This is a genomic window from Rahnella sp. PD4 (assembly GCF_049199325.1).
GTDB lineage: Bacteria > Pseudomonadota > Gammaproteobacteria > Enterobacterales > Enterobacteriaceae > Rahnella > Rahnella perminowiae.
This window is the reverse complement of the sequence record NZ_JBLZQF010000002.1, coordinates 490,608-516,454: the sequence shown is the minus strand read 5'-3', so window position 1 is coordinate 516,454 and position 25,847 is coordinate 490,608. Positions and strand designations below refer to the sequence as shown.

At 55.3% G+C, this 25,847-nt stretch carries 7 protein-coding genes; 4 read left to right on the top strand and 3 right to left on the bottom strand.

What is annotated here, in order from left to right; translation table 11 throughout:
- Positions 1-85 precede the first annotated feature (85 nt).
- Positions 86-2,941 (top strand): two-component system sensor histidine kinase RcsC, encoded by a 2,856-nt coding sequence (rcsC, locus tag ACOZIO_RS06945; RefSeq protein WP_129952358.1) that lies wholly within the window; start codon positions 86-88, stop codon positions 2,939-2,941.
- An 81-nt stretch (positions 2,942-3,022) separates the two neighbouring features.
- On the opposite strand, the gene rcsB is transcribed toward rcsC, so the two are convergent.
- From rcsB to ACOZIO_RS06930, 3 genes are read right to left on the bottom strand one after another with little or no spacing between them, the layout of a single operon-like run.
- Complete coding sequence (gene rcsB, locus ACOZIO_RS06940) at positions 3,023-3,673, bottom strand: response regulator transcription factor RcsB (protein ID WP_013574620.1); 651 nt, start codon at positions 3,671-3,673, stop codon at positions 3,023-3,025.
- A 4-nt stretch (positions 3,674-3,677) separates the two neighbouring features.
- On the bottom strand, positions 3,678-6,371 hold the full coding sequence (gene rcsD, locus ACOZIO_RS06935; RefSeq protein WP_129952359.1) for a phosphotransferase RcsD: 2,694 nt from the start codon (positions 6,369-6,371) through the stop codon (positions 3,678-3,680).
- 38 nt (positions 6,372-6,409) lie between these two features.
- A complete protein-coding gene (locus ACOZIO_RS06930; RefSeq protein WP_370278356.1) occupies positions 6,410-7,552 on the bottom strand; it encodes an MFS transporter in 1,143 nt (380 codons plus the stop codon).
- 689 nt (positions 7,553-8,241) lie between these two features.
- Here ACOZIO_RS06930 and ACOZIO_RS06925 point away from each other — a divergent pair.
- The 3 genes from ACOZIO_RS06925 to ACOZIO_RS06915 all read left to right on the top strand — a co-directional run bounded on the left by ACOZIO_RS06925 (position 8,242) and on the right by ACOZIO_RS06915 (position 25,832).
- The gene (locus tag ACOZIO_RS06925; RefSeq protein ID WP_421595122.1) at positions 8,242-22,080 is read left to right on the top strand and encodes an Ig-like domain-containing protein; all 13,839 of its coding nucleotides are present in this window, start codon (positions 8,242-8,244) and stop codon (positions 22,078-22,080) included.
- Between the two features lie 231 nt (positions 22,081-22,311).
- A complete protein-coding gene (locus tag ACOZIO_RS06920; protein ID WP_370278332.1) occupies positions 22,312-23,604 on the top strand; it encodes a TolC family outer membrane protein in 1,293 nt (430 codons plus the stop codon).
- Positions 23,605-23,654: 50 nt separating this feature from the next.
- A complete protein-coding gene (locus tag ACOZIO_RS06915) occupies positions 23,655-25,832 on the top strand; it encodes a type I secretion system permease/ATPase (RefSeq protein WP_129991268.1) in 2,178 nt (725 codons plus the stop codon).
- The last annotated feature ends 15 nt before the right edge of the window (positions 25,833-25,847 follow it).

Genomic DNA, 25,847 nt, shown 5'->3' with positions numbered 1-25,847 from the left:
TTATCAGGCGCTTTTTAGAAGGTCTGGCAATAGTGTATCCTGATCCACATTCCGCTCACTGAGCCGCTTTGCTAATGGTTAATCTTTGAAATATCTTGCTTCGTTTCGCACAACGTTAAGAATCTCCCGTTATCTTTTCCGGGTGCTGGCGCTTATGTTGTGGACGCTGGGGGTGCTGCTGACCACCTTTTATGTGCTGAATATTTTCCACAACAAAGAGTCCGAGATCCGCGATGAGGATAACCTCAATTACGATCTGGCGCAGAGTTACATTAAGAACTCCAATGATGTGATGCACAGCATTAAGTTCATGGCTGAGAATCGCCTGAGCGCGTCGATGAACGGGCTGGATATCATCAATGGCATTATCAGCACGAAGAACACGGCGCCCACTTATCTCGCCTTGTTCCCTGAGTCCGATTGTTCCGGGATTAATGACAGCTACCGTAATTCGCTGGCTTCGTTGGGCAACATGATCCATTACTGGAAAGATAACTTTTCCGACGCCTACGATCTCAATCGTGTGTTCTTCATCAGCGGCGAGAATTTATGTCTGGTTGATTTTGGGATCAGCAATGAACCGTTCGAGCGCGAAAGTCAGGAACAGTTGAAATCCTTACATGAAAAAATCCTGCAATATCGCAATGCGAAGAGCAAAGCTAAAGAAAACAGTCTGTACTGGGTGTCGCAGTCCGGCAGTAAAGATTCCGGAAATCTGTATGTGCTGACCCCGATTTATGTGGGCAATAAACTCGAAGCGCTGATGGGGATTCAGCAAAATCTGCGGGCTGAAGATTTATTGAATCCGAATTCTCAGCACACTGCGGTTACCTTACTCGATGAAGACGATCAGCCTCTGCTGGAGATTTCCGAGGACGAGCATTCCGCTAGCGCCCCGGAGGGTTATCCGCAGGACAGTTCATTCTTCGGGTATGTCAATGGCTACAAAGATTTGGTTTATAAAAAACCGCTGACACCGTCCTCGCTGAGTGTGGTGTATTCAATGCCGTTTAATACAGTGATTGACCGGTTTAAGATCCTGATTTTTAATGCTGTGTTATTGAATATTTTCTCCGGTTTGTTGTTGTTCATCCTGGCCTGGGTGTTTGAGCGCAAGATGTTTTTACCGGCCGAGGAAAACGCATTCCGGCTTGAGGAACATGAACAGTTCAATCACAAAATCGTGGCCTCAGCGCCGGTCGGCATTTCCATTTTGCGTATCAGCGATGGGGTTAACATCCTCAGTAATGAACTGGCGCACAATTACATCAGTATGCTGACTCAGGAAGACCGGCAGCGTATTACCCGAATCATCTGCGATCAACAGACGAATTTTGTCGATGTCATTACCAAGAACAATAACAATATTCAACTGAGTTTCGTCCATTCACGCTACCGTAATGAAGATGTGGCGATTTGTGTGCTGATCGACGTCAGTGCGCGCGTGAAAATGGAAGAGTCATTGCAGGAAATGGCCAATGCGGCCGAGCAGGCCAGCCAGTCGAAATCGATGTTCCTGGCGACCGTCAGCCATGAATTACGCACACCGCTTTACGGCATCATCGGCAACCTGGACTTACTGCAAACGCAAGGGTTGCCTCAGGGGGTGGACCGTCTGGTGACGGCGATGAATAACTCGTCGGCGCTGCTGCTGAAAATCATCAGCGATATTCTCGATTTCTCCAAAATTGAATCCGAGCAACTGAAGATCGAGCCGCAGGAATTCTCCTGCCGTGAAGTGATCACTCATATTGCCGGTAACTATCTGCCGCTGGTGGTTAAAAAGCGTCTGGGGCTTTACTGCTTTATCGAACATAACGTGCCGCTGTCGTTCAATGGCGATCCGGTAAGGTTGCAACAGGTCATCTCCAACATTCTTAACAATGCGATTAAATTTACCGATACCGGATGCATCGTTCTGAATGTCAGAACCTGCGGTAACTATCTTGAGTTTCAGGTGCGCGATACCGGCGTCGGTATTCCTGAGCGGGAAATCACGCGCCTGTTTGATCCGTTCTTCCAGGTGGGGACCGGTGTGCAGCGTCATTTCCAGGGCACCGGGCTGGGGCTGGCTATCTGTGAAAAGCTGATTAACCTGATGGATGGCGATATCGAGGTAGAGTCAGAACCGGGACTGGGCAGCTCGTTCACGGTGCGTATTCCGCTTTACAATGCCACATTCCCGTCGGGTGAACCGCTGGATCACTGGCAGGACAAAACGGTCTGGCTGGATGTGCGCAATGCTTATCTGGAAAGCTACCTGATGCAACTGATGCGCTATCACGGCGCGAATGTTCAGCGCTGCGAGCCGGAGCTGCAAAGCCAGCGGGAAGATGTCTTGATCACCGATACGCCGCTGATCCATAAGGGCGAACTGGCCGCACAAATTGAATTCTCCATCGACCATATCGGGCCGCCCGTCGAAACGCGGCCAGGTTACTGGGTTCACAGCACCTCGACCCCGCTGGAAATCACCGCACTGCTCAACCGGATTTATCGCCTTGATACGACACCGGAAGAAGAGGGCTGTGCAGCGCCGGAAGCCGCTGTGGCGCAGGATTACAGCGATATCACATTGCTGGTCGTGGATGATCATCCGATCAACCGTCGCCTTCTGGCGGACCAGCTGGGCACAATGGGATATGTCGTGATAACGGCGAATGACGGGATTGACGCACTGGATGCCATGCGTGCACACGAAATTGATATTGTGCTCAGCGACGTCAATATGCCGCGTCTTGACGGTTACGGGCTGACGGCAAAACTGCGCGAACTTGGCCACACTTTACCGGTGATCGGCGTTACCGCGAACGCGCTGGCGGAACAGCGTCAGCGTTGTCTTGAGGCGGGAATGGATAACTGTTTATCCAAACCGGTTACGCTGGAGACGCTGCGTGATACGCTCAGTTTTTACAGCGCGCTGGTACGTAAGAAACGCTAATCCTGCGGGCGGAAAGTGGACAATAAAAAGGCACCGCCCGGTGCCTTTTTTACAACTGAAGTAACGTAACCTTCTTAAATATCAGTCTTTATCCACCGGCTGGGAACTGACAGAAGACAGATAGTTCAGCAGGGCGATATCGTTTTCCACGCCCAGTTTCAACATCGCAGATTTCTTCTGGCTGCTGATGGTTTTGATGCTGCGGTTCAGCTTTTTGGCAATCTCAGTGACCAGGAAGCCTTCTGCAAACAAACGCAGAACTTCGCTTTCCTTCGGAGACAGACGTTTGTCGCCGTAACCATTAGCGCTGATTTTTTCCAGCAATTTCGCCACGCTGTCCGGCGTGAATTTTTTGCCTTTCTGCAATGCGGCCAGTGCCTTCGGCAGGTCGGTGGGCGCGCCTTGCTTGAGGACAATCCCTTCGATATCCAGATCCAGCACAGAACTCAGGATCGCCGGGTTATTGTTCATGGTCAGAACAATGATGGATAACTGCGGGTAATGACGCTTGATGTATTTGATCAAGGTGATGCCGTCGCCGAATTTATCGCCCGGCATGGACAGGTCAGTGATCAGTACGTGAGCATCAAGCTTGCTTAAGCTGTTAACCAGTGCAGTTGAGTCTTCGAACTCGCCTACAACATTCACCCATTCAATTTGTTCAAGGGACTTACGAATACCAAACAGGACGATAGGATGGTCATCAGCAATAATTACGTTCATATTATTCATGTGATTAGCTACCTTGCTGGAGCAGTCTGGAGACAAAAGAATCAATGTGATTGATGGTTTCAGTAATCTGTAAAACATCGCCATCTGCGATGTATTGTTCTAACGATTCACACATTTGCTTGCCTGGGGTCAGGTTCAGCATGGCGAACACCCCCTTGAGACGATGTGCTGTTTGGGAAAGTGATGTGAAATCACGGCGCTGGTTTTCATTATACAGTTTCTCAAGATCTTCCGGTACTGTCTCAACGAAAAGCTGATAGTAATCGCTTGATTTTAGCTGCTTTTCATAATGGTCGAGAGAGTTTTCGCCGGGTTCTTCGGGTGAAACACTGTCATCGGATACAGAAAATTGCTGTTCGATTAACAGTAATGTTGCGTCGATCAGCGCACTGCTGATGTTGTAATTGACGCGAATATAATGCTTTTCAAGCTGCTGTAATCCCGACTCATCGTCGGTCAGCAGCAGGGTAAATTGGTCACTGTTTTGCGGGTTATCTGTCAGTAAAACATCATATTCCCGCGCGGCCAGTCGGTCGTCAGCCACGATGCACACCGCACCGTAGGCGTTCATGGTCCGGGTCACAATACCGCGAACTTCATCTGATGTGATATCGAGTAATACCGTCACATCAGTCAGTAATTTTTCGTGTTCTGCTTCGACTTCCTGCGCTTCCTGACGTTGTTTTATACGCACAGTATAGCGTGTGCCGATATTAAGCTTGCTGCGGATTTCCAGCTGGCCACCCAGTTTTTTGCACAGCTGGTTACACAGGAAGAATGTCAGCCCGGAGCCGTGGTTAAAGCGATCGACTAACGTCTGACTAAGGAAAGGATAATTCAGATTACTCAGTTCTTCTTTGGAAATTCCGCTACCCGTATCGTTTATGTGGAAAATCAACTGATCCGGGCGATCTTCGTCCTGTTCGCTGGTCAGGGTTACCTTGCCCAGTGAGGTTGTAACGATGGCGTAGTCGAGCAACAGAGACAGAATTTTCTTCACCGCCTGCATATCGCCGATAAAGGCCGCTTCAGGGGCTATCTGGAAATGATTCAGTAACCCGAGGCCTTTCTGAGTCAGACGGGGAAGGGCCTCAAGCAACAACTCGTCTACCATGGCTGAAAGCACGTACCTATCACTTGCCGGTTGCCAGTCCTGAGTTTCCAGACGGGTCAGCAGTGTAATGTTATCGACCAGCGTCAGCGCATTGCGCGATTCATTCAGTAGTTTGCCTTCCAGCGTCTGACGGGTTTCCGGCTTCTGTTCTTCCACCAGAGCTACGGCCAGCCCGTTCAGTTCCTGCAAGGGCTGATTCAGCTCAATGCCCAGGTTATGCAGCATCAGTTTGCGTGCCTGCAGGTTCTTCTCAAACTCACGTTTGGCCTGTTGCAGCGTGCGGTTCACCATCACTTCTTTATCCTGATCGTGGAGCATAAACAGGTAAGTTTCCGGCGATATCTGACTGCGGATCATTCGGATTTCATAGACTTCGTTATTGACGGTCGCCTGTATCGTGCCGTGATGCTGTTCGGCCATATTGGCAATTTTGTTCAGGCTCAGGTGCGGCAATAACTGGTCGGCAATTTTATTGCTGAGGATCACGCTGTGATTGCTGAAGTTATACACCAGCAAACCCAGCGGCAGACCCGAAATGATTTCCTGATTCAGTGCCTGCTGCATTTGCAATTGTGCCGCCATATTCTCGCTCGGGCGGATGTACTGGTGGCGAATGAAATAGATGCTGATCATCGCCAGCCCGATCAGGAACACGTTGATCAGGATCAGCCAGAAGTTATTGTGTGCAAGATCAACCACCAGGCCAAACAGCGGCACATGGTAGGTCAGTGACAGCGGTGAATTGCTCAGCGGCACATCAAACACCAGCGACCATCCCTGCATCATAATGCTGCTGGCTGCCGTATTATCGTCGGTCGGATCACCTTCATTTACCGCCGTGGTGTTGCCATTAAGCTGGAAATTATCCCTCGCCATGCCGGAAGGGATCAGATCACTCATCGGTAAATCGAAGGCAATCACGGTCGCCAGATGACCCGGATTATTAAAGGTGGTGCGCAGGGAGAAAGAATAGTCGTTGCTCTGGCGCGATTTGCGCAGGGGAGAATAACTTTCACGCTCATCGAGGGTGTTTGCCTGCTGTAACATTTCGGCACGGCGTGACTGCAGCGTGCTGGTGAAATAGTTTTCTTTCAGGCGGGAATCCTGCTGCTCAAGCGGCACTGTGGTGATCAGCAACATACTGTTGTCCTGACCGTTCAGGTAATAGAGCGAATAAGGATGAGTTGTTGAACCCCACTGGTCATCCAGGAAGGATGAAATTTTCAGGGTTAAATCCAGGGTGGAGCTGTCATGAGTACCGAAAATCAGCGCATCGGTTTTCTTGTGAGATTTGGAAACAAAATACATGTCCTGGCGCAGGCGGATTTCCTGTGCATTGACGGCCTCCGCAGACATCGGCTGACCCGTGAAATTGTCGTAAATCTGGTAGGTCATGTAGCGGTACTTATCGATGCGCTTTTGCAGTAAATCTGCGGTGTTTTGTACCGTGAGCAGTTTGTCTTTCAGATAAGCATTGGTGTAGTTATACCCGTAAAGGCCAAGCCCCAGCGCCAGCAGTAAAATGAACAACCAAAAGAATCGCGTGATATTGGTTGATGTCAGCGATAAATATTTACCAGCCATGATGATGAGTTTTTCCCTTCATTCTTGTTATGACGCTTTTAGCGGACGACGGTTTTTGCACAAACAGTGACACACAACATCGTTGCCGCAACGCACCCTAATGCTACAGATAAGCTGCTGACTTGCGCGATAAAACCAATCAGCGCCGGACCCGCTAAAATACCGGCATAGCCCAGCGTTGTCACGGAGGCGATAGCCATTCCTGCTGGCATGGAGGTCTGATTGCCTGCCGCGCTGAACATGATCGGTACCAGATTTGACGCGCCAAATCCAATCATGACAAAACCCAGGCCCGCGACCCACAGATTATCGACGGTGGTCAGTAAAATCAGACCGAGGCTTGAAAACAGGCTGCCATACATCAGCACTTTATAACGACCCAATATGCTGATGATGCGATCACCGGTCAGACGTCCGGCCGTCATCGCGACGGAGAAAACGGCGTAACCGAGACCGGCCTGATGCGCTGACACACCGCGTTCGGTGGTAAGGAACAACGCGCCCCAGTCCAGCATCGACCCTTCGGTCATGAACATCACAAAACATAAAATCCCCAGCAGCACAACCCAGCCGCGGGGCAGAACAAATATCGGTCCGTCACCCTCATGACGCGTTTCGCGCCACAGATGCGGGCAGGTAAATATCACCAGAATTGCCAGTAAAACCACGACCAGCATTACTGACTGAAACGGCGACAGTCCGAGGAATAACAGGCCGGTTACAGCAAGCGCCCCAAAAATACTGCCCATGCTGAAAAAACCGTGAAAGCCCGACATCATCGCACGGCCACTGGCTTTTTCAACCACAACGGCATGAACGTTCATCGCGACATCAATCATGCCGATGGCGGCCCCGAAGACCAGAAGAATTAGCGCCATTCCGGCAGTGCTGTTCATGAGTGTCAGCAATGGGAGGGACAACAACAACAGTGAACTGGCGATCAGAATGACCGTTTTACACCCCAGTTTACTGGTCAGGAAACCGGTCAGCGGCATCGAAAATGTTGAACCTGCCCCGAGGCATAACAGCAGCAACCCCAATGTTCCGTCACTGATTTCCAGCCGCAATTTGACGAAAGGCACCAGCGGTGCCCAGGCAGCCATTGCAAATCCTGACAACAGAAAAATAAGCCGCGTAGCATGTTGTTGTGCCACGCCAGGTTGCGAAACGGGCTCAGCCATCATTTCCTGCGGGGGCGGTGTGGTTATCGGGTCGTGAGACATATCGTGAAAATCCCTTTGCATTTAAAAAATTAAACCACTCACCGCCCGCAAACGTACTGGCCGGATACTTTAGCAGAAAGCATAAGTGCTGTGATTGCGCATAGTCTTAATTGTGTGCTTGCCGGATACCCTGACGCCAGGAAATCTCAAAGACCATCACACAATCAGTAAGTCAATTTGATGAATTTCTTTGCCGTCACCTGATTGATTTTATTATTAATAATCCCTTTTATCTTGTATGGGTAATAAGTGATTGCGTTGTTTTTTATGAATATAAATGTAAATAACCATGATTAAACCAAAATTTTACATTTGTTAAACTGATGATTTGACTTTCTTTAATGAATTATTTCAATCTTAACGATATTTTCTTTTTATGGCACTTAACTCAAATCATGCATATAACTTATGGAGTTTCGGGAAAAACTGCCGAAACGATGATTTACCGAAGCCCCTAAAAAAATATTTACATGCAATAACCGCACCTTTTTGATTGTTTTGTTGTTTGTGGCCTTACCTCACACCAGTTGGAAGTTTATCCATTTTTTCTTAATGGTCTTCATTACCCGCAGAACCGCTTTTTGCCTGAAAAAGGAAGAGCGGTCGTTAGCGTGTATGGACAAAAACTGGCGTAACAGGGGTACAACATGGCTCAGAACGGTAGTGTGGTTATTGATGTTCTTTCTCGTACTAATGGTGCAGTAATCTCCCAGCTCTCAAACGCCAGCCAGGATGTCACTCTCAATCAAATCAGCATAATACGCGTGCACGCGACACGCGATGTCGTCGCCCGCTACGAGCGGGTAGGGAATGATCTGATCATTCACATGCAAGACGGACGCACCGTCCGCTATCACAGTTTCTTTGATACAGATGGCAAAGGCCATCACAGCGAACTGATTTTCGATGATGGTGAGCATCCTGTCGAACACGCCGCTTTTATCGATACCGGCGCGACAGCGGGAGCTGTTCCGATTGTTCCCGCCTATGAGACCCTTCCTGATGTCGGTGCGTTGCTTATCGACTCCTCGAATTTTGATCCTGCTGTTCTGGGGGCTGTGCTGGGTGTGCTTGCCCTGGGTGCAGGTATCGCTATTGCTGCAGGGGGAAGCGGCGGTGGTGGCGGTAGCAGCAGCAATAACGGCGGCAGTGACGGGGGTGGAAATACCGGGGGCGGGAATACCGGTGGGGGTAGCACGGGCGGAAATAGCGGTGGCAATAATGGGGGAAATAACGGCGGCACGACCGGGGGCGCTGCACCCACCCTGACGCTGTCGACCTTTGCCAACGATAACACCCTAAACCGCGTCGCCGTTGCCAGCCAGCAAACATTCAGCGGCATATCGACCAACGCGGCTGCCGGCAGCACGATAGTGCTGACGATCAACGGAAAAACCTTCACCACGACCGTGGATGGCAGCGGTCGCTGGAACGTTCCTCTTCCTGCCAGCGAACTGCAAACGCTGGCGGACGGCACCTATGTCATTTCCGTGACCCTGACTAACACGTCAGGCGAAACAGTAACCAGGAGTGTGACGGTGGTGGTGGATACCACGCCGCCAGCGCTGACGATAAATCCTGTGGATGGCGATAACGTTATTGATGCAAACGGGCATCAGCAACCGCTGATTCTCACCGGTACGGCATCTGTTTCTGAAGCAGGCCGTGCGGTGGATATCGTGCTCAACGACATTCATTACAGTGCAACCGTCGGTGCTGATGGCACCTGGTCTGTGACCATCCCGGCAAATATTGTCTCTGCGCTGGCAGAAGGGGCTTATACGCTAACGGCCTCCCTGACCGATGCGGCAGGTAACCCGACCTCTGCGCCGGAAAGTTTTATCATCAGCGACAGCGCCGGGATCCTGACCGTCAATCCGGTTTCCGGTGATGGCCAGCTCAATGCCAGCGAAGCGCAAAGCGCACTGGTGATCACCGGGACGACAGCCAATGTGCCAGCCGGAACAGAAATTACCGTCACGGTAGGCAGTGTGGTTTATCACACGACCACCACCACGGGTGGCGGATGGAGTCTGAGCATTTCTCCAGCGGACTTACAGGCACTGGCTGACGGTTCGACTACCGTGACGGTCAGCATGGTGGATTCACAAGGCAATACCCTCAGTCAGACGACGGGTCTCAATGTGGCTATCCACGGTGTACCGCCGACGCTGGATCCGGTATTCGGCGGTGACAACACCCTTGATGCCAGCGAATCCACGACCAGCCAGACACTGACAGGGAATACCGGTCTGACCGGCAACGGACAGACCGTGACTGTCACGGTGGGCGGTCAGCAAATTACCGGCACCGTAGCACCGGACGGTACGTTTACCGTCACGGTGCCATCCTCCGTACTCGGTGCCCTGCCGCAGGGCAGCAATAATATCGTGGTCGCCGTGACAGATCCGGCGGGTAACCACAGCAGCATCACGACGCCGGTGACAGTCGATACGGTGGCTCCGACGCTTGTGATCAATCCGCTGGCCGGAGACGGGCAGATCAGTCTGGCCGAAGCCGCTGGCGCACTGACTTTAACAGGTACGGCCTCGTCCGCAGACTCGGGCAGAACGGTGAATATCACGATTGACGGCCATCCGTTCACCGCCATTGTGGGTGCTGACGGTGCGTGGAGCACGTCAATCCCGGCGGGTACGCTGAGCGGGCTCAACGGTGATTTCCCGATCAGCGCTACCCTGACGGATGCCGCGGGTAATACCACGACCAGCACCCGTCCGCTGCACGTGGCTGCCGATTCCACCCTCCAGCCGGGCATTACGGTGAACGCGTTTGGTGGTGATAAGGTGGTTGATGGCGCAGAAGTGCAGACGGCGCAGGTACTGACCGGCTCCACGACGCTCGTCGAAGCCGGCCAGATCGTCACTGTTACGCTCAGCGGCCGCATCTACGAGGCCACGGTACAGGCCAGCGGCAACTGGAGTGTGATTATTCCGGCGGCTGATATGGTCACACTGACTGACGGCACCAAAACCATCAATGTCAGCGTTTCTGATAAAGCCGGTAACCCGGCGACCGGCAGCGATACCTTCGACGTTGATACCTCACAGAACGGCATTGCGATTGATCCGGTGACCGGTGATAACGTGATTAATGCCGTTGAAACCGCAAACGGCATTGAAATCAGCGGAACCACACTGGGTGTTGCGGAAAATGCCATCGTTACTGTGCGTTTCGGTTCGCTGTTTAAAACAGCCACGGTGGGGGCGAATGGCAGATGGTTCATGCTGTTAAGCACGGGTGAGATTGGGGATATTAAGGGCGCGAATCCGGACCTCAGCAGCATTTCTGCCACTGTCGAAGGGCCGGGCGGGGTGATTTTATCCAACAGCATTAATATCGGTATCGACAACACCAATCCGGTACCGACTCTCAATACGCCGTTTGGTGATGGCCTGCTCAATAGCGCAGAAGCCGCCGCCGGACAAACTCTCAGCGGCACAACGGGTAAATCTGGTGATGGTCAGACGGTGACCGTTACATTAGGCGGACACACCTATAATGCGACAGTGGCCGCAGATGGCAACTGGTCAGTTCAGGTTCCGGTCGCAGATTTGCAGGCGCTGCCGCAGGGCAATGTGGCTATCTCTGTTACCGCGACGGACAGTGCAGGTAATACCGCTGCCATAAGCGGCAATGCCACGGCTGATTTTACCTCGCCGCTTCTGACCGTTAACCCGGTTTCCGGCGACGGATATATCAACGGTACTGAAGCGGCCGCAGGCGTGGCGATCACCGGCACCGCCTCTATTTCTGAAGCAGGACGTACTGTAACCGTGACCCTCAACGGTGAAACCTATACCGGCATCGTGCAGCCCAACGGCCAGTGGAGTGTTTCCGTGCCTGCTGCCGCGTTTAGCGGGATTGCGGACGGCAACTATCCTCTGCAAGTCCAGCTGTCAGATGCAGCCGGTAATACCACCACTGTGGGTTCAAACGTGCAACTGGTCGCAGATGCGGCCAACGGTCCGACCATCACCGTGAATACTTTTGCGGGTAACAATGTACTGGATGGCGCAGAACAACAAACCGCGCAGTCACTCAGTGGCTCGACCTCACAGGTTGAAGCGGGCCAGACAGTGCTGATTTTGCTTAACGGTCATTCTTACACGGCTGTGGTACAGCCAAGCGGAAACTGGAGCATCAGTATTCCGGCTGCGGATCTGGCGACCCTCGCCAACGGTACCACCCCGATCAGCGTATCCGTGGCAGATAAAGCGGGCAATATCGCGACCGGCAGCGAAACCCTGACGGTCAACAACCAGCTCAGCGGGCTGTCGGTTAATCCGGTGGCGGGCGATAACCAGCTCAATGCCAGTGAAGCCGCCGCCGGCATTACTCTCAGCGGGACGTCCGCTAATGTGCCTGTGAACAGCGTGGTCACCATTACGCTGAACGGCAAAACGTATACGGCAACCACCGGCACTGGCGGTGCCTGGAGTACGCCGATCCCGGCCGCTGATCTGGCACTGCTCAGTGACGGTAACAACACGGTGAAAGTCAGCGCGACAGATGCCGCAGGCAATCCGGTATCCGGCAGCAGTGACTTCGGTGTGATCATTCACTCCCTCCCCGTTGCGACGCTTGATACCCCCTTTGGCGATAAACAACTGAATGCCAGTGAGGCTGCTGCCGGGCAGACACTGACCGGCAGCACCGGGATAAGCGGCGACGCACAGGCCGTCACGGTCACCGTCGGCGGTATTCTGTACACTGCCACGGTGGATGCTAACGGTAACTGGAGCGCCATCGTACCTGCCGGAGATTTGCAGGCTATCCCTCAGGGACCGGCCGCCGTACAGGTTACGGTGACCGATGCGGCGGGAAATACCAGTAATATTTCTGTGCCGGTAACCATCGATACGGTGGCACCGGTAGTTACTATCAACCCGGTCGCCGGTGACGGCATCATTAATGCCGCAGAAGCAGGGGCGGTTATTCCTGTCAGTGGCACTGCCGGTGCCGGTGAGGCCGGGGATATTGTTACCCTCAGTATTGCGGGTCATACCTATACAGGTACCGTGGTGACTGGCGGTGGCTGGACAGTCAACATTCCGGCGGATGCACTGGCGAATGTCGCCAATGGCACTTACATCCTGACGGTCACCGTCACCGATGCTGCCGGTAACGCAGGAACCGCAACCACACCGGTGACGGTGAAAGCGGATCCGGCATTATTGCCGACGATTGAGATTGATCTGTTTGCCGGAGACGGCACGCTCGATGGCGCGGAACGCACCAACCCGCAGACTGTCAGCGGCACGACAACTCAAGTTGAAGCCGGACAAATTGTCACCGTAAGTATCGGAAGCGGAACATATCAGGCGACGGTGTTAGCCAGCGGTGCATGGAGTGTCAGCGTTTCGGCGATTGACTTGCAGGCGCTGCAAAACGGCACCGCAACCATTGAGGTTTCTGTCGCCGATAAAGCCGGCAACCCGGCCAGCAACAGCGAAGACTTCACGGTTAACAGTGCGCTGGGCGGAGTGACCATCAACCCGATTACCGGCGATAATAAAATCGATGCCACCGAAGCGGGCGCAGGTTTTGACATCAGCGGTAAAACCGCCAACGTGCCGGAAGGTACGCCGGTTACCGTCAAACTGGGCACGGTGACCTATACCACGCAGACCAACGCTGACGGCAACTGGACCATTAATGTGCCCTCGGGGGATGTCGCTAACCTGGCGGACGGCACCAGCCATGTCATTGTAACTACCGTGACGACCGATCAGGGCGCGGTTACGGCGACGCAGGATCTGGGCATTTACACCACATTGCCGCAACCGACGCTGAATACGCCGTTTGGCGATGGTTTGCTGAGCAGCACGGAGGCTGCCACCGATCAGATACTGACCGGTAAAACGGGGCTGACCGGTGACGGTCAGACGGTGAGAGTCATCATTGACGGCACGCCTTACACCGGTACGGTGGCAACCGACGGTAGCTGGACCGTGACCGTCCCTTCGGCGGATTTACAGGGGCTGGGTGAAGGGACGAAAACCCTCACTGTGAATGTGACCGACGCCGCAGGCAACACCGCTACGTTGCCGGGATCGGTGGATGTGGACTTCACACCGCCTTCGCTGTCACTCGATAATGTGGCGACGGACAACGTGATTAACGCGGCCGAAGCTGGCGCGCCGATTACCCTGAGCGGGACCAGTGATCCGGCCGATGCAGGGCAGACGGTGACACTGACCTTCAATGGACAGACATATACCGCAGAAGTGCAGCCAAACGGCAGCTGGAGCACCACCATTCCGGCCAATACCCTCAACGGCTTGGCTGACGGCAGTTATCCGCTGACCGCTGAACTGACCGATGCGGCAGGTAACACCACTACGCTGCCACCGGTCAATATTGAGCTCGCGACGCAGAACGTGCCGGTGCCCACCATTGAAACGCCGTTTGGCGATACCTTCCTGAATCAGCGGGAAGCGGATACCGATCAGACGCTCACCGGTACCACCGGAGTCACAGGCGCAGGCCAGACCGTGGTGGTCAATATCGGAGGGGTGGATCATTCCGCTGTTGTTGATGCCAATGGTATCTGGACGGTGAACCTCAGTGCGGCAGATTTGCAGGCGATACCGGAAGGTCCGCAAAACGTGGTAGTGACTGCCACTGACAGTGCCGGTAACGCGGGCACCGTTAACAGCGCTATTACCGTCGACTATACCTTGCCAACGCTAACCTTTAACCCGGTGGCGACGGATGACATTATTAATGCGGCCGAATCGCTGCAACCTGTGGTAATCAGCGGAAGCGCAGATATCCCGGATGCCGGTCAAACCGTTTCCGTAGTGCTGAGTTTTAACAATGTGACGTACACCGCAGTGGTTCAGCCGGATGGTACCTGGAGCTTTACACTGCCAAGTAGTGTCGTGCAGTCGCTGACAGATACCACGTATACGCTGACCGCCACGATCACTGATGCGGCAGGGAACAGCACTACAGCCCCGCATACCTTCAGCGTGGATGCTAATCCGGTTGATTTGCCGACGCTGCTGATTACCGCGGTGTCCGGCGACGATTACATTAATGCGATCGAAAAAGGCGCGGATATTCCGATCACCGGGACATCCACCCATCTCGAAAACGGACAGATTGTGGTGGTGAGCTTTAACGGTAAAGCCTACAACGCCGTGGTTGATGCGAATGGCAACTGGACGGCTACCGTGCCTCTGGCTGATCTGGGTAACTTATCTGACGGGCCGGTTACTGTCACGGCGACCGCCACGGATCTGGCCGGTAACCCGGCATCTGCCTCGCACAACGCCACGGTTATCACCCAGCCGGGTGACCTGCCAACCCTGACCATCAATGCCATTTCCGGCGATGATTACATTAATATCATTGAGCATAATCAGGGAATGACTGTCAGCGGGACTTCCGCTCATGTTCCTGTGAATGGCACCGTCACCGTGGTCATTACCGGCGAAAACTACAGCGCGACCTATACAGCCACTGTGCAGGCCGACGGTAGCTGGAGCTTCCCGATGACGGCTGCTCAGGTTCAGGCGCTGCCAGCAGGCAATAATACCTTCACCGCCACCGCAGATGACGTGGCGCAAAACGTGGCGACGGCAACACACAATGTGGCCGTTGATACGGCGGCGCCGATACTGACCGTGACCGTCGATACCGGCGGGGATAACATCATTAATCTGGCGGAAGCCGCGCTGGGTATTCCGGTCAGTGGTTCGACGGATCCTAACCTGACCGTTACCGTCACGCTCAACGGAAAAGATTACACCACGACCGCGGACGGTACCGGTGCCTGGAGTCTCACGATTCCGGGCGGAGATGTGCAGGCCATTACTACCGATGGCAGCAAAACCATCGACGTCCGTGTCACCGATGCGGCCGGGAATAACGTGAGTACCTTTGCTGATTTCACGCTTTCGACGCACGCATTACCCGTGCTGACCTTTGGTGTGATTGCCGGGAACGGTATTCTGAATATCAGTGAAGCGGCCAACGGTTTCACCCTCAGTGGAACCAGCTCAGGTCTGGCACCGGGAACGACTGTGCAGGTGACGGTGCCGGGGCTGGCGGATCCAATTTCCGGTACGGTGAACCCTGACGGACTCGGCTGGACGGCCATCGTTTCGCCGGGCCTGCTCAGCGGACTGACCAGCGGTATCGTGCAGGTGACCGTGACGGCAGAAGATGTTGCCGGTAACCCGGCGTCTTCCAGCGCCAGTCTGGATATTGAGCTGTCTGCGTTGCCGGTACCGACCATCAATCCCCCGTTTGTGGACGGCATTCTGAACGCCACCGAAGCGGCGGGTAATCAGCTGATTACCGGTTCAACCGGCACTACCGGCGCGGGTCAGACCGTTCTGGTGACTGTCGATGGCACGCCGGTGCTGGCCACCGTGGGCAATGATGGCACCTGGACGGCGACGGTGCCTTCCGGTGTGCTTCAGGGGCTGGCGGATGCCACGCACACCATCAGTGTGACCGCAACCGACAGCGCGGGGAATACCAGTGCGGCCGGTACCCTTGATTTCACCGCTCTGACCCATGTTCTGCCCGTGGCGGGCATTAATCAGCCATTCGGCGATGGCATTCTGAATTTCGATGAAGCGTCAAACCCGGCAGGTCAGGTGATTACCGGTACCACCGGGATCACCAGTCCGGGGCAGACCGTGACCGTGGTCATCAACGGTAACGCGGTACCGGTTGTGGTCGATTCTGCGGCGGGAACCTGGAGCGTTTCGCTGACGTCCCCTGAACTGCTGGCATTGCAGGATGGCAGCTGGCCGGTGGTGGTGACCGTGACCGACAGTGCGGGCAACTCATCTGTGCTGCCGGTTTCTGTCGGTGTACAAATCCACAACGTTCCTGCACCGACCATCAATTTGCCATTCGGTGACGGTACGCTGAACATTGCCGAATCCACGGCTGTTGGTGGCCAGACGCTCACGGGTACTACCGGCGTGACCGGAGCCGGGCAAACCGTCAGTGTGGCTATCGCGGGCATAACCGGCAGTCCGTTTACAGCCATAGTGGATCCGGCTACCGGTAACTGGAGCCTGAACCTGACACCCGCCCAGCTGGCAACGCTGGGTCTGGCGACGGCGACACACGAGATTACCGTCACGGCGACAGACAGCGCGGGGAATCATACCGATGCGACACTGACCTTCACGTCCTATCTGTCCGCCCCTGTGCCGGTTATCGACCTGCCGTTTGGCGACGGCAATCTGAATATCGCTGAAGCGGCTGCCGTGAACGTGATTACCGGTAATACCGGCATCACCGGCAACAACCAGAACGTTAAACTGACCATTGATGTGGCTGGCACCACCTATACCGCGACCGTCGATCCGTCGACCGGTGACTGGTCGGTGAGTCTGCCTGCAGGCGTACTGAATTCTCTGGGCAGTGGTCTGCATGATATCAACGTGACGGTGACAGATGCCGCGGGCAACAGTACACCAGCGACGCAGCCGTTTAACAGCTATCTCACCGTGCCGGATGTCACCATCAATACGCCGTTTGGCGATGGTTATCTGAGCGCTGCGGAAGCAGCAGCGGCTGCCACAACGCCAATAGTTCTCAGCGGGACGACGGGACTGACTGGCACCGGACAAAGCGTGGTGGTGCTTGTCGGGGGGATACCTCTTCCGGGTGTGACGGTGGATGCGGACGGTAACTGGTCGGTCCCTGTGACAGCGGGTGAAATCGCCGGTCTTCCGCAGGGCGCTCAGCAAATCTCCGTGTCTGTCACGGACGGCGGCGGCAATACCGGTTCGGCTTCGGCGGATGTCGGCATTGCCGTGACCCAGTTGCCAGCCGTTGCTGTGACATCATTCGCAGGGCTGGGGTTCGACCTGACCTATGCGGAAAGTCAGAATCCGCAAACCATCACCGGTACCACGACGAACGTGCAGGCCGGACAGCAGGTGACGGTTTCAGTTGGGGGCATAAGTCATCAGGCTACCGTGCAGGGCGATGGCACCTGGAGTGCGACCTTTACCCCTGCTGAACTGGCAACGCTCGACAGTACGGATACGATCACGGCGACTGTTAATGATCTGGCGGGTAACACGGCAAATCTGCTGGTGCCTCAGGCTATTACTGTTGATCTGACGCCGCCAACATTCGCCATCACCATCGATCCGGTGACCGGTGACAACATCATTAACGTGGCGGATGGCAATCTGACGAACATTACCGTTTCCGGTAAGTCAATCGGTTTACTGGACGGTACGCCGGTCAACATCAGCATCGGGGGCATTCCGCATGTGGCGATCATCTCAGGAGGAGTTTGGTCAGTGTTGGTTCCCGCCAGTGACTTTACCGATGGCGGAACCACGCCCATTACTGCAATCGCCCCACCGGCCAGTGCGACCAGCAATGTTCTGGTGGATCTCACCGCGCCGGTGGTGACCATTAACGACTTTACCGCTGATAACACCATTAACAACCTTGAATCGAAATCGGCTCAAACCATTTCAGGAACGGTGGTTGACAACAACAATAATGACGTGGGCAGTGTGGTGACTGTCACGCTCAACGGTAAAAACTATACGGCAGTCGTGCAGACGGGCGGAACCTGGTCAGTCAGTGTACCGGCAGCCGATTTGCAGGCATTACCACAAGGCGTCGGTAACAACACTATTACTGCAACGCTGACAGATGCCGCAGGGAATACAGGGAGTGCGACACCGCATCCGATCACTGTCGATACGTCAGCGCCGTTACTGGCGCTGAATGCGGTTGCCGGTAATAACGTCATTAATCTGGCGGAATCACTGCTCAACGTGCTGGTGGGGGGGACCTCCAGCGGTGCGGACGGGCAGACAGTGAACGTCACTCTGGGCGGCGCCTCTATTGGGACAGCGCTTATCCAGCCTGGCGGTGCATGGTCGCTTAACCTGACACCTGAACAACTGATTTTGCTCAATGACGGTACCCTGACCCTGGCCGCCACCGTAACAGATGCGGCGGGTAACACCACCAGCGTCAGTACCGGTCTGGATATCTTCTTCAACAAACTGCTGGATCTGAATGTGGCCAGCGGACTGGGGCTGACCGACGGTTTCCTTAATCTGGCGGAATCACAGGTAGCGCAAACCCTCAGCGGCACGGTGATTGGCGCGGGCGTCGGGTCAGTTATCTCAACGGTAATTGACGGTACGCCATTGTCGGCAATCGTGGGCGCTAACGGATTGTGGTCACTTACCATACCGGCCGCCGTTCTCGGCGCACTGACCGATGGTGCGCAGGTTATCAATCTCACCCTGACCGATGCGGCGGGGAACACCAAGGTTGAAGCACTTAATCTTGATGTGCTGAAAACCTTGCCGGTGCTGGGCGACCTCACGCCAATCTTCGGCGGCAATGGCCTGCTGAATGCGGCGGAATCTCTGCTGGCACAAACCATCGGGGGCGCAGCGACGGCGGTTGACGGCACGCTGGTGACCGTGACCCTTGGCGGTAAAACCTATAACACTACCGTGACGGCAGGCATCTGGAATATCCAGATCCAGCCGGGCGATCTGGGCGCACTGCTGGATGGCACCCTGAATCTGGGTATCACCCTGACAGACCCGGCGGGCAACACGTCTTCTACCCCTATTCCGGTGGGGATTGCCATCCACAATCTGCCGCAGGTGGTGCTCAATACCGTGTTTGGTGACGGCGTGCTCAATATCGCTGATCTGCTGGTTAATCAGACGATTAGCGGCACGGTCTCGAACGTTGCGGCAGGTACCGCGATCGCCGTGCAGGTCGGCACACAAACCATTAACGGCGTAGTTGATGCGACCGGACATTTCCTGGTCACTGTTCCGCCGTCCGTTCTCGGCTTGCTGAGTGGCACGACCGCTGCGGTCAGTGTGACGGTGGCGGATGCGGCGGGTAATGTTGGCAGCGCGGCCGCGAATGCGGTGCTGGATCTCGTCAGGCCGGTCATTAACCTGACGTCGGTCCTGGGCGACGGCTTGCTCAACGCAGCGGACGCACTGACTACCCAGGTGATTGGCGGGACAGTCAGCGGCGTGGCGTCGGGAACGCAGGTGCAGGTCACGCTGGGCGGGAAAACCTTCCTCGGCGCGACCGACGGGACGGGCGCATTCAGCATCACCCTGCAACCGGGTGACCTGAAAGCGCTGGGCGACGGCACCTTCCCGGTCGTGGTTTCTGTTACCGACAACGGCGGTAATACCAGCACCAGCAGCAGCACGCTGACTTCCATTATTAACGCGGTACCGAAAATTGTGCTGGATCCTGTTTTCGGTGCAGATGGCATCCTGAATGCGGCTGAAGCGCTGCTGACACAGACCATCAGCGGTACGGTCACCAACGGGCACGTCGGCGAAACGGTCAACATTAACGTCGGCGGCGGCCTGATCAACCTGACAGCAACCGTTGGCAGTGACGGCAAATTCTCCGCGTCACTGACCCCGCTGCAACTTGCCGGATTGCTTGACGGCAATCTGACCCTCGTCACCACCGTGACCGATGAAGTGGGTAACACGGCGTCAAATACCGTGGGGCTGAATGTCGGTATTCACAATCTGCCATCGATTGTCCTGAATCCGGTCTTTGGCGATGGCGTGCTGAACGTGGTTGACCTGCTGACCGGTCAGACCATCAGCGGTATCGCGACCAACGTCGCGCAAGGCACCCAAGTGCAGATTTCCCTGAATGGCAAAAACTACCTTGCCAATGTGGGCGCTGGCGGCGTGTTCAGCGTGACGGTACCGGTGACGGATCTGGGCGCTATTCTCAACGGCACTCAATCGGTGGTCGCCAGCCTGGTGGACGGCTCCGGTAACCCGGCATCGGTCACCAACCTGCTGAACGTGGTATCGCAGTCACTGCCAACCATCACGCTGAATCCGTTATTTGGTGATGGCCTGCTGAACGCGGCGGATGCACTGCTCACTCAGACCATCAGCGGAACCACCACCAATGCGCAGGGATCGACCGTGACCCTGAACGTCGGCGGCAATACCCTGACGGCACTGGTGAAAGCGGATGGCACCTTCAGTGTGGCCATTCCGCAGCTTACCCTCTCCAGCCTGCTTGACGGTGCGCTGAATGTCGGTGCGTCGGTAACCAATGCTGCCGGTCATGCCGTCAGCGGCAGTGCGACAGCAACGGTGGGTATTCACACCCTGCCAACGCTGTCACTCGGCTCGTTGTTTGGCGGAGACGGTTATCTGAATGCCGCTGAAGCGGGTGCCAGTACTAATATTACCGGGACCTCCAACCTGCTCAACGGCACGGTGTCGGTCACTATTGGTGGCGTGACGCACACCGGTACCATCACCAACGGCGCGTGGAGTGTGCCGTTCACCTCGGCAGAGCTGAAAGGGCTGGCGGATGGTTCGACGCAGGTCTCTGTTTCGGTTGCGGATCTTGTGGGCAACACTGCAATCATTTCTAACCCGCTGAACGTACTGACACATGCATTGCCGCTGGTGGCGCTGAATCCACTGCTCGGCCTGACGCTCGGTGTGGTTGGCGGCATTCTCGGCGGTCAGGGTCTGACGCTGAGCGGGACCAGCCGCAACATCGCCCAAGGTGGCCTGGTCAGTGTCACTCTGCTGGGCAATACGCTGGCAGGGACCGTGCAGGCAGACGGTTCGTGGACAGTGAAACTGTCCAGTGCGCTGCTGAGCAGCTACGGACTGGTGGGCTTACTGAACGCACTGCTCGGCGCGGTGGTGGAACTGAAAGCGGTGGATGCGGCGGGTAACGGATTCGATGCCCATGTCGGGCTGACCGTCGGTTCTACCTTGCCGGCAGAGACCAGCAGTCTGGCCGTTCAGTCACTGGCCGTGGACGATACCCATACACTGGCGGCGGTTCACACCACCGATACCAGCAGTGCAACCAGCGATACTTCAGCGACGCATGCTACCAGTACGCTGACAGATCCGCTGGCCACTGCGGACAACAGCTCTTCAACTACCACTACGCCTGACACCACCACTGCAGACACCATCGCGCACGCGGATACAGCATTCTCTATTGGCGGTATGACCATTGATCTGACGGCCATTGAGGGCGTGGCCCTCGGCGGCGCGGGCAATGACACCATTTCGGTTCACACCCTCGATTTCTCGCAAATCGACGGCGGAACCGGTGTCGATACCCTGTTGCTGGCGGGTACTCATCAGCATCTGGACCTGACGCTGCTCGGACTGAAAGTTGAACATATCGATATCTTCGATTTAGGCAATTCCGGCACTAACAGCATCTCACTGAACCTGCATGAGGCGCTGAATGTGAAGGATAACCCGTCCGACGAAGTGATCATCAGGGGGGGCGAGGGCAGTCTGGTGAATCTGCAAATGGGCACCGACGGCGCATGGAACGAAACCGGGCAACGTACGGTGGACGGACTGACCTTCGACGTTTATCACAACGCATCTTTGGATACCTCAAACACTCTGGGAGACGTTCTGGTGCAACACGGTCTGCACGTACAGCAGAGTTAATTCTGTAGGCCTCCCCCTGCGAAGGGGGAGGCGGGGAGGGGTTTTGCTGGCGACTGCGATGCCATTGATACCCCGCCCCAACTCTCCACTTCACAGGGGAGAGAGCAGTACCCACAAAAAAATCGGCGTAATTAAGTGGTGTCGGTAATGAAAAATAAGAAAGCGATGCGGTCACTGACCGCAATATTGGGCACCTTGTGTCTGACGGTTTTAACAGGGAATTCGGGGGGGATGGCGGCGGTTAAACAGCCGGAATTTAACTGGCAGGCCGCGCCGACTGAGGAGATGCGTGCCAGCCTGACGTTGCAGGATGCTATCCTGCGGGCGTTTGCGCGCAATCCGCAAATTTCTGAAGCTGCGGCGCAAATCCGCGTCGGCAGAGGCAACCTTGATGAGGCCAAAAGTGCGTGGTACCCGCAAATCTCCTTACAGGGAACCGCCGGGAAATCGCATCAGACTGACTCGGCAGGGAGCCTGAGCAACAACGCGTCGGCGGGCGTCCAGCTCAGCCAGTTGCTGTATGACTTCGGTCGTACCGGCGGCAGCATCAGTCAGCAGGAATACCTGTCTGATTCCTATCGTTATTCGCTTTACAGCACAATGACCGACGTGGCGCTCAGCACCCTGCAGGCCTATCTCTCGGTCAAACGCTATCAGGCGCTGAGCCTGGCGGCGCGTGACAATATCGCTTCTCTCGAACGTGTGCGTGACACCGCCAGACTGCGGGCAGACGCCGGGCTGAGTTCGCAGTCTGACGTGTTGCAGGCAGAAACGCGTATTGCCGGGATGAGAGCCACGGTTGAGCAATATCGCGCCCAGCAACGTTCCGCACAGGCACAACTGACGGTGCTGACCGGCGTGGTTTCCGACAATTTACCGGATCTGCCGCAAAGCCTGTTGGATCAGAAAGTCACCCTCAACAAAATCCCTTACGAAAACAGCACGCTGGTGCGGGCCGCACAGGCTAAACAGCAGGCGGCGATCGAGGAAGTTAATCAGACCGAAGCTCAGCACTGGCCGACCCTGAAAGTGCAGGCAGGACGTACGCGCTATGAAAACAGCGGCGGTGGCGGTTCCTATTGGGACGATCAGGTACAACTGGCGGTGGATGCGCCGGTGTATCAGGGCGGGGCGGTCAGTGCCAAAGTTCGCGCGGCAGAAGGTCAGCGGCAGGCGGCACAGGCCGAAGTCGAAAAAGCCAAGCTGGATATCAACCAGAAAGCATCGGCGGCTTATGCCGACATGATCGGCGGTCAGCAGCGCCAGCTCGCGGGCGAGGAACAGTTCGGCAGCGCGACGCATACCCGCAGCGTCTATCAGGACGAGTACAAACTCAGCAAGCGCAGTCTGAACGATTTGCTCAGTGTTGAGCAGGACGTTTTTCAGGCCGATACGTCGCGTATTGGTGCGCTGTATGACGGCTGGGACGCGACGGTGCGCTACGCCGCTGCCGTAGACAATCTGGTCGATATGTTAGGTATCGACCGACACAAACAAACAGGTGACACCATCCCGTCGCTGTAAGGATCGGGCAGGACGGGAATAAACCAGAAGCATTCGATATCGAGGTTGAAATGAGTCATGAAGCCCCTGCACCTTTGTCGATCGACGTCTGGATAAGCGCCATGGGGCGCGTGGCCGAAACATTCGGCAAACCAGCAGATCCGCTTTATCTTCGCCAGCAGATGCGCTGGTTTGAACATCAGCCGTTGCGGCGTCAGCTGGACCGGCTCAGCGGCCTGATGGGGCTTCAGGTCGGTATGGTCAGCTGGAATCAGGTGCGCTGGCGTCAGGAAGTATTGCCCGCCATTATTACCCTGCAACAGGGCGGCATTGCGGTACTGGAAAATCTGCACGATGACGGCACTGTCGATTACTGGCTGAGCGACGGCGGCAATTTAGTGCGTTCCGCCGAACTGGTGATGTTGCTTGAGCAAAGCACCGGCCCGGTTTTTTTGGTGGGCGTTGCCGCACGCGGGCGGGATCAGCGTATCGACCCGTTCGTTCAGCCGCATAAAAAACACTGGTTCTGGGAAAATTTCCGTGGTTCAGGACGCAAAATCGCGGAAATTTCACTGGCCTCCGTTCTCGGTAATGTACTGGCGCTGGCCGGTATTTTGTTCTCAATGCAGGTGTATGACCGTGTGATCCCGGCGCAATCTTATCCGACCTTATGGGTGCTGTTTTTCGGGGTGGTGCTGGCGGCGGCCATGGAATATATCATCCGTCTGATGCGTACGCTGGTGTCAGATCTGATGGGCAAAAAAATCGACCTGAAAGTCTCCTCGTTGTTTTTCGTGCGGGCGATGAATATTAAAAACGATGACCGGCCAAAATCCACCGGTTCCTTTATCTCTCAGTTGCGTGAAATCGATCAGGTGCGTGAACTGCTGACCTCGACCACCATCAGTGCGGCGGCGGATATGCCTTTTGTGTTGCTGTTCCTTGGCATCATGTTTTTCATCGGCGGCCCGCTGGTCATTATTCCGTTGCTGGCGATCCCGCTGATTGTCATTCCCGGCATTCTGATCCAGTGGCCGATGGCTAAACTGGCAAAAGAAGGCATGCGGGAAAGTGCGCTGCGCAATGCCGTGCTGGTGGAAACCATCGAAGGTATCGAAGACATTAAAGCGTTACAGGCGGAAGCCTATTTTCAGCGTCAGTGGGAACAGACGCATGAAGTCAGCGCCGCAGTGGGCATGAAACAACGTGTCTGGGGCGCGCGCCTGACAGGCTGGGCTTCCACCGTGCAGCAACTGACCTATGGCGGCATGCTGGTGTTCGGCGTGTATCTGGTGCTCAGCGGTGACATTACTACCGGTACGCTGGTCGCCAGCAGCATGTTGTCATCACGCACTATCGCACCGCTGATGCAACTGACCATGGTATTTTCCCGCTGGCAGCATGCTAAAAGTGCCATGCGCGGACTGGATGAATTACTGAAAAAACCGGTTGACCGGCCCGCTGATGCCGAGCTGTCACATTGCCCGACGCTCAGCGGCCATTTCAACGTGCGCAACCTGCAATATACCTACGACAAAGAGAACGCGCCGAATGTATTAGGCATCGGCCAACTGGAGATCAAACCGGGTGAACGCGTGGCCATCCTCGGAAAAGTCGGTGCGGGTAAATCGACATTGCTCAAACTGCTGGCCGGCCAGGCCAGCCCGTCACAGGGAAAAATCCTCATCGACGGCGTTGACATGACCAAAGTCGAACCGGCGGATATCCGCCGCCAGCTCGGTTATCTGTCGCAGGATTCGCGGCTGTTTTTCGGCACGTTACGTCAGAACCTGATGCTGGGTTATCCGCATGCCACGGACCAGGAAATGCTACAGGCGCTGCGTATCAGCGGCGCGCTGTCTATGGTGCAGGCCGACGCATCGAGCCTTGATAAAATTATCAACGAAGGCGGGCGGGGATTGTCCGGCGGTCAGCGTCAGATGGTGATGTTAAGCCGTATGATCCTGCGTAATCCGCAGGTGGTGCTGATGGACGAACCGACGGCATCGATGGATGAACAGCTGGAAGAATATGTCATCCGCCAGTTACACAGCTGGCTTGTAGGACGGACGCTGATTGTTGTGACGCACCGTCCGGCACTGCTCAAACTGGTGGACAGGATCGTGGTGATGGATAACGGGCGGGTGGTGGCAGACGGGCCACGTGATCAGATCCTGGCCAAAGCTGTCAGTACCACGCCCGCTGCGGCAGCAGCCGTGGGTGACAATAAAACACAAGGCGCAGCCTGAGCTGCTAAGGACACT

Coding starts and splice junctions, on each gene's coding strand:
- rcsB (WP_013574620.1), bottom strand. CDS start 3,673: ATGAATAATATGAACGTAATTATTGCTGATGACCATCCTATCGTCCTG.
- rcsD (WP_129952359.1), bottom strand. CDS start 6,371: ATGGCTGGTAAATATTTATCGCTGACATCAACCAATATCACGCGATTC.
- ACOZIO_RS06930 (WP_370278356.1), bottom strand. CDS start 7,552: ATGGCTGAGCCCGTTTCGCAACCTGGCGTGGCACAACAACATGCTACG.
- ACOZIO_RS06925 (WP_421595122.1), top strand. CDS start 8,242: ATGGCTCAGAACGGTAGTGTGGTTATTGATGTTCTTTCTCGTACTAAT.
- ACOZIO_RS06920 (WP_370278332.1), top strand. CDS start 22,312: ATGGCGGCGGTTAAACAGCCGGAATTTAACTGGCAGGCCGCGCCGACT.
- ACOZIO_RS06915 (WP_129991268.1), top strand. CDS start 23,655: ATGAGTCATGAAGCCCCTGCACCTTTGTCGATCGACGTCTGGATAAGC.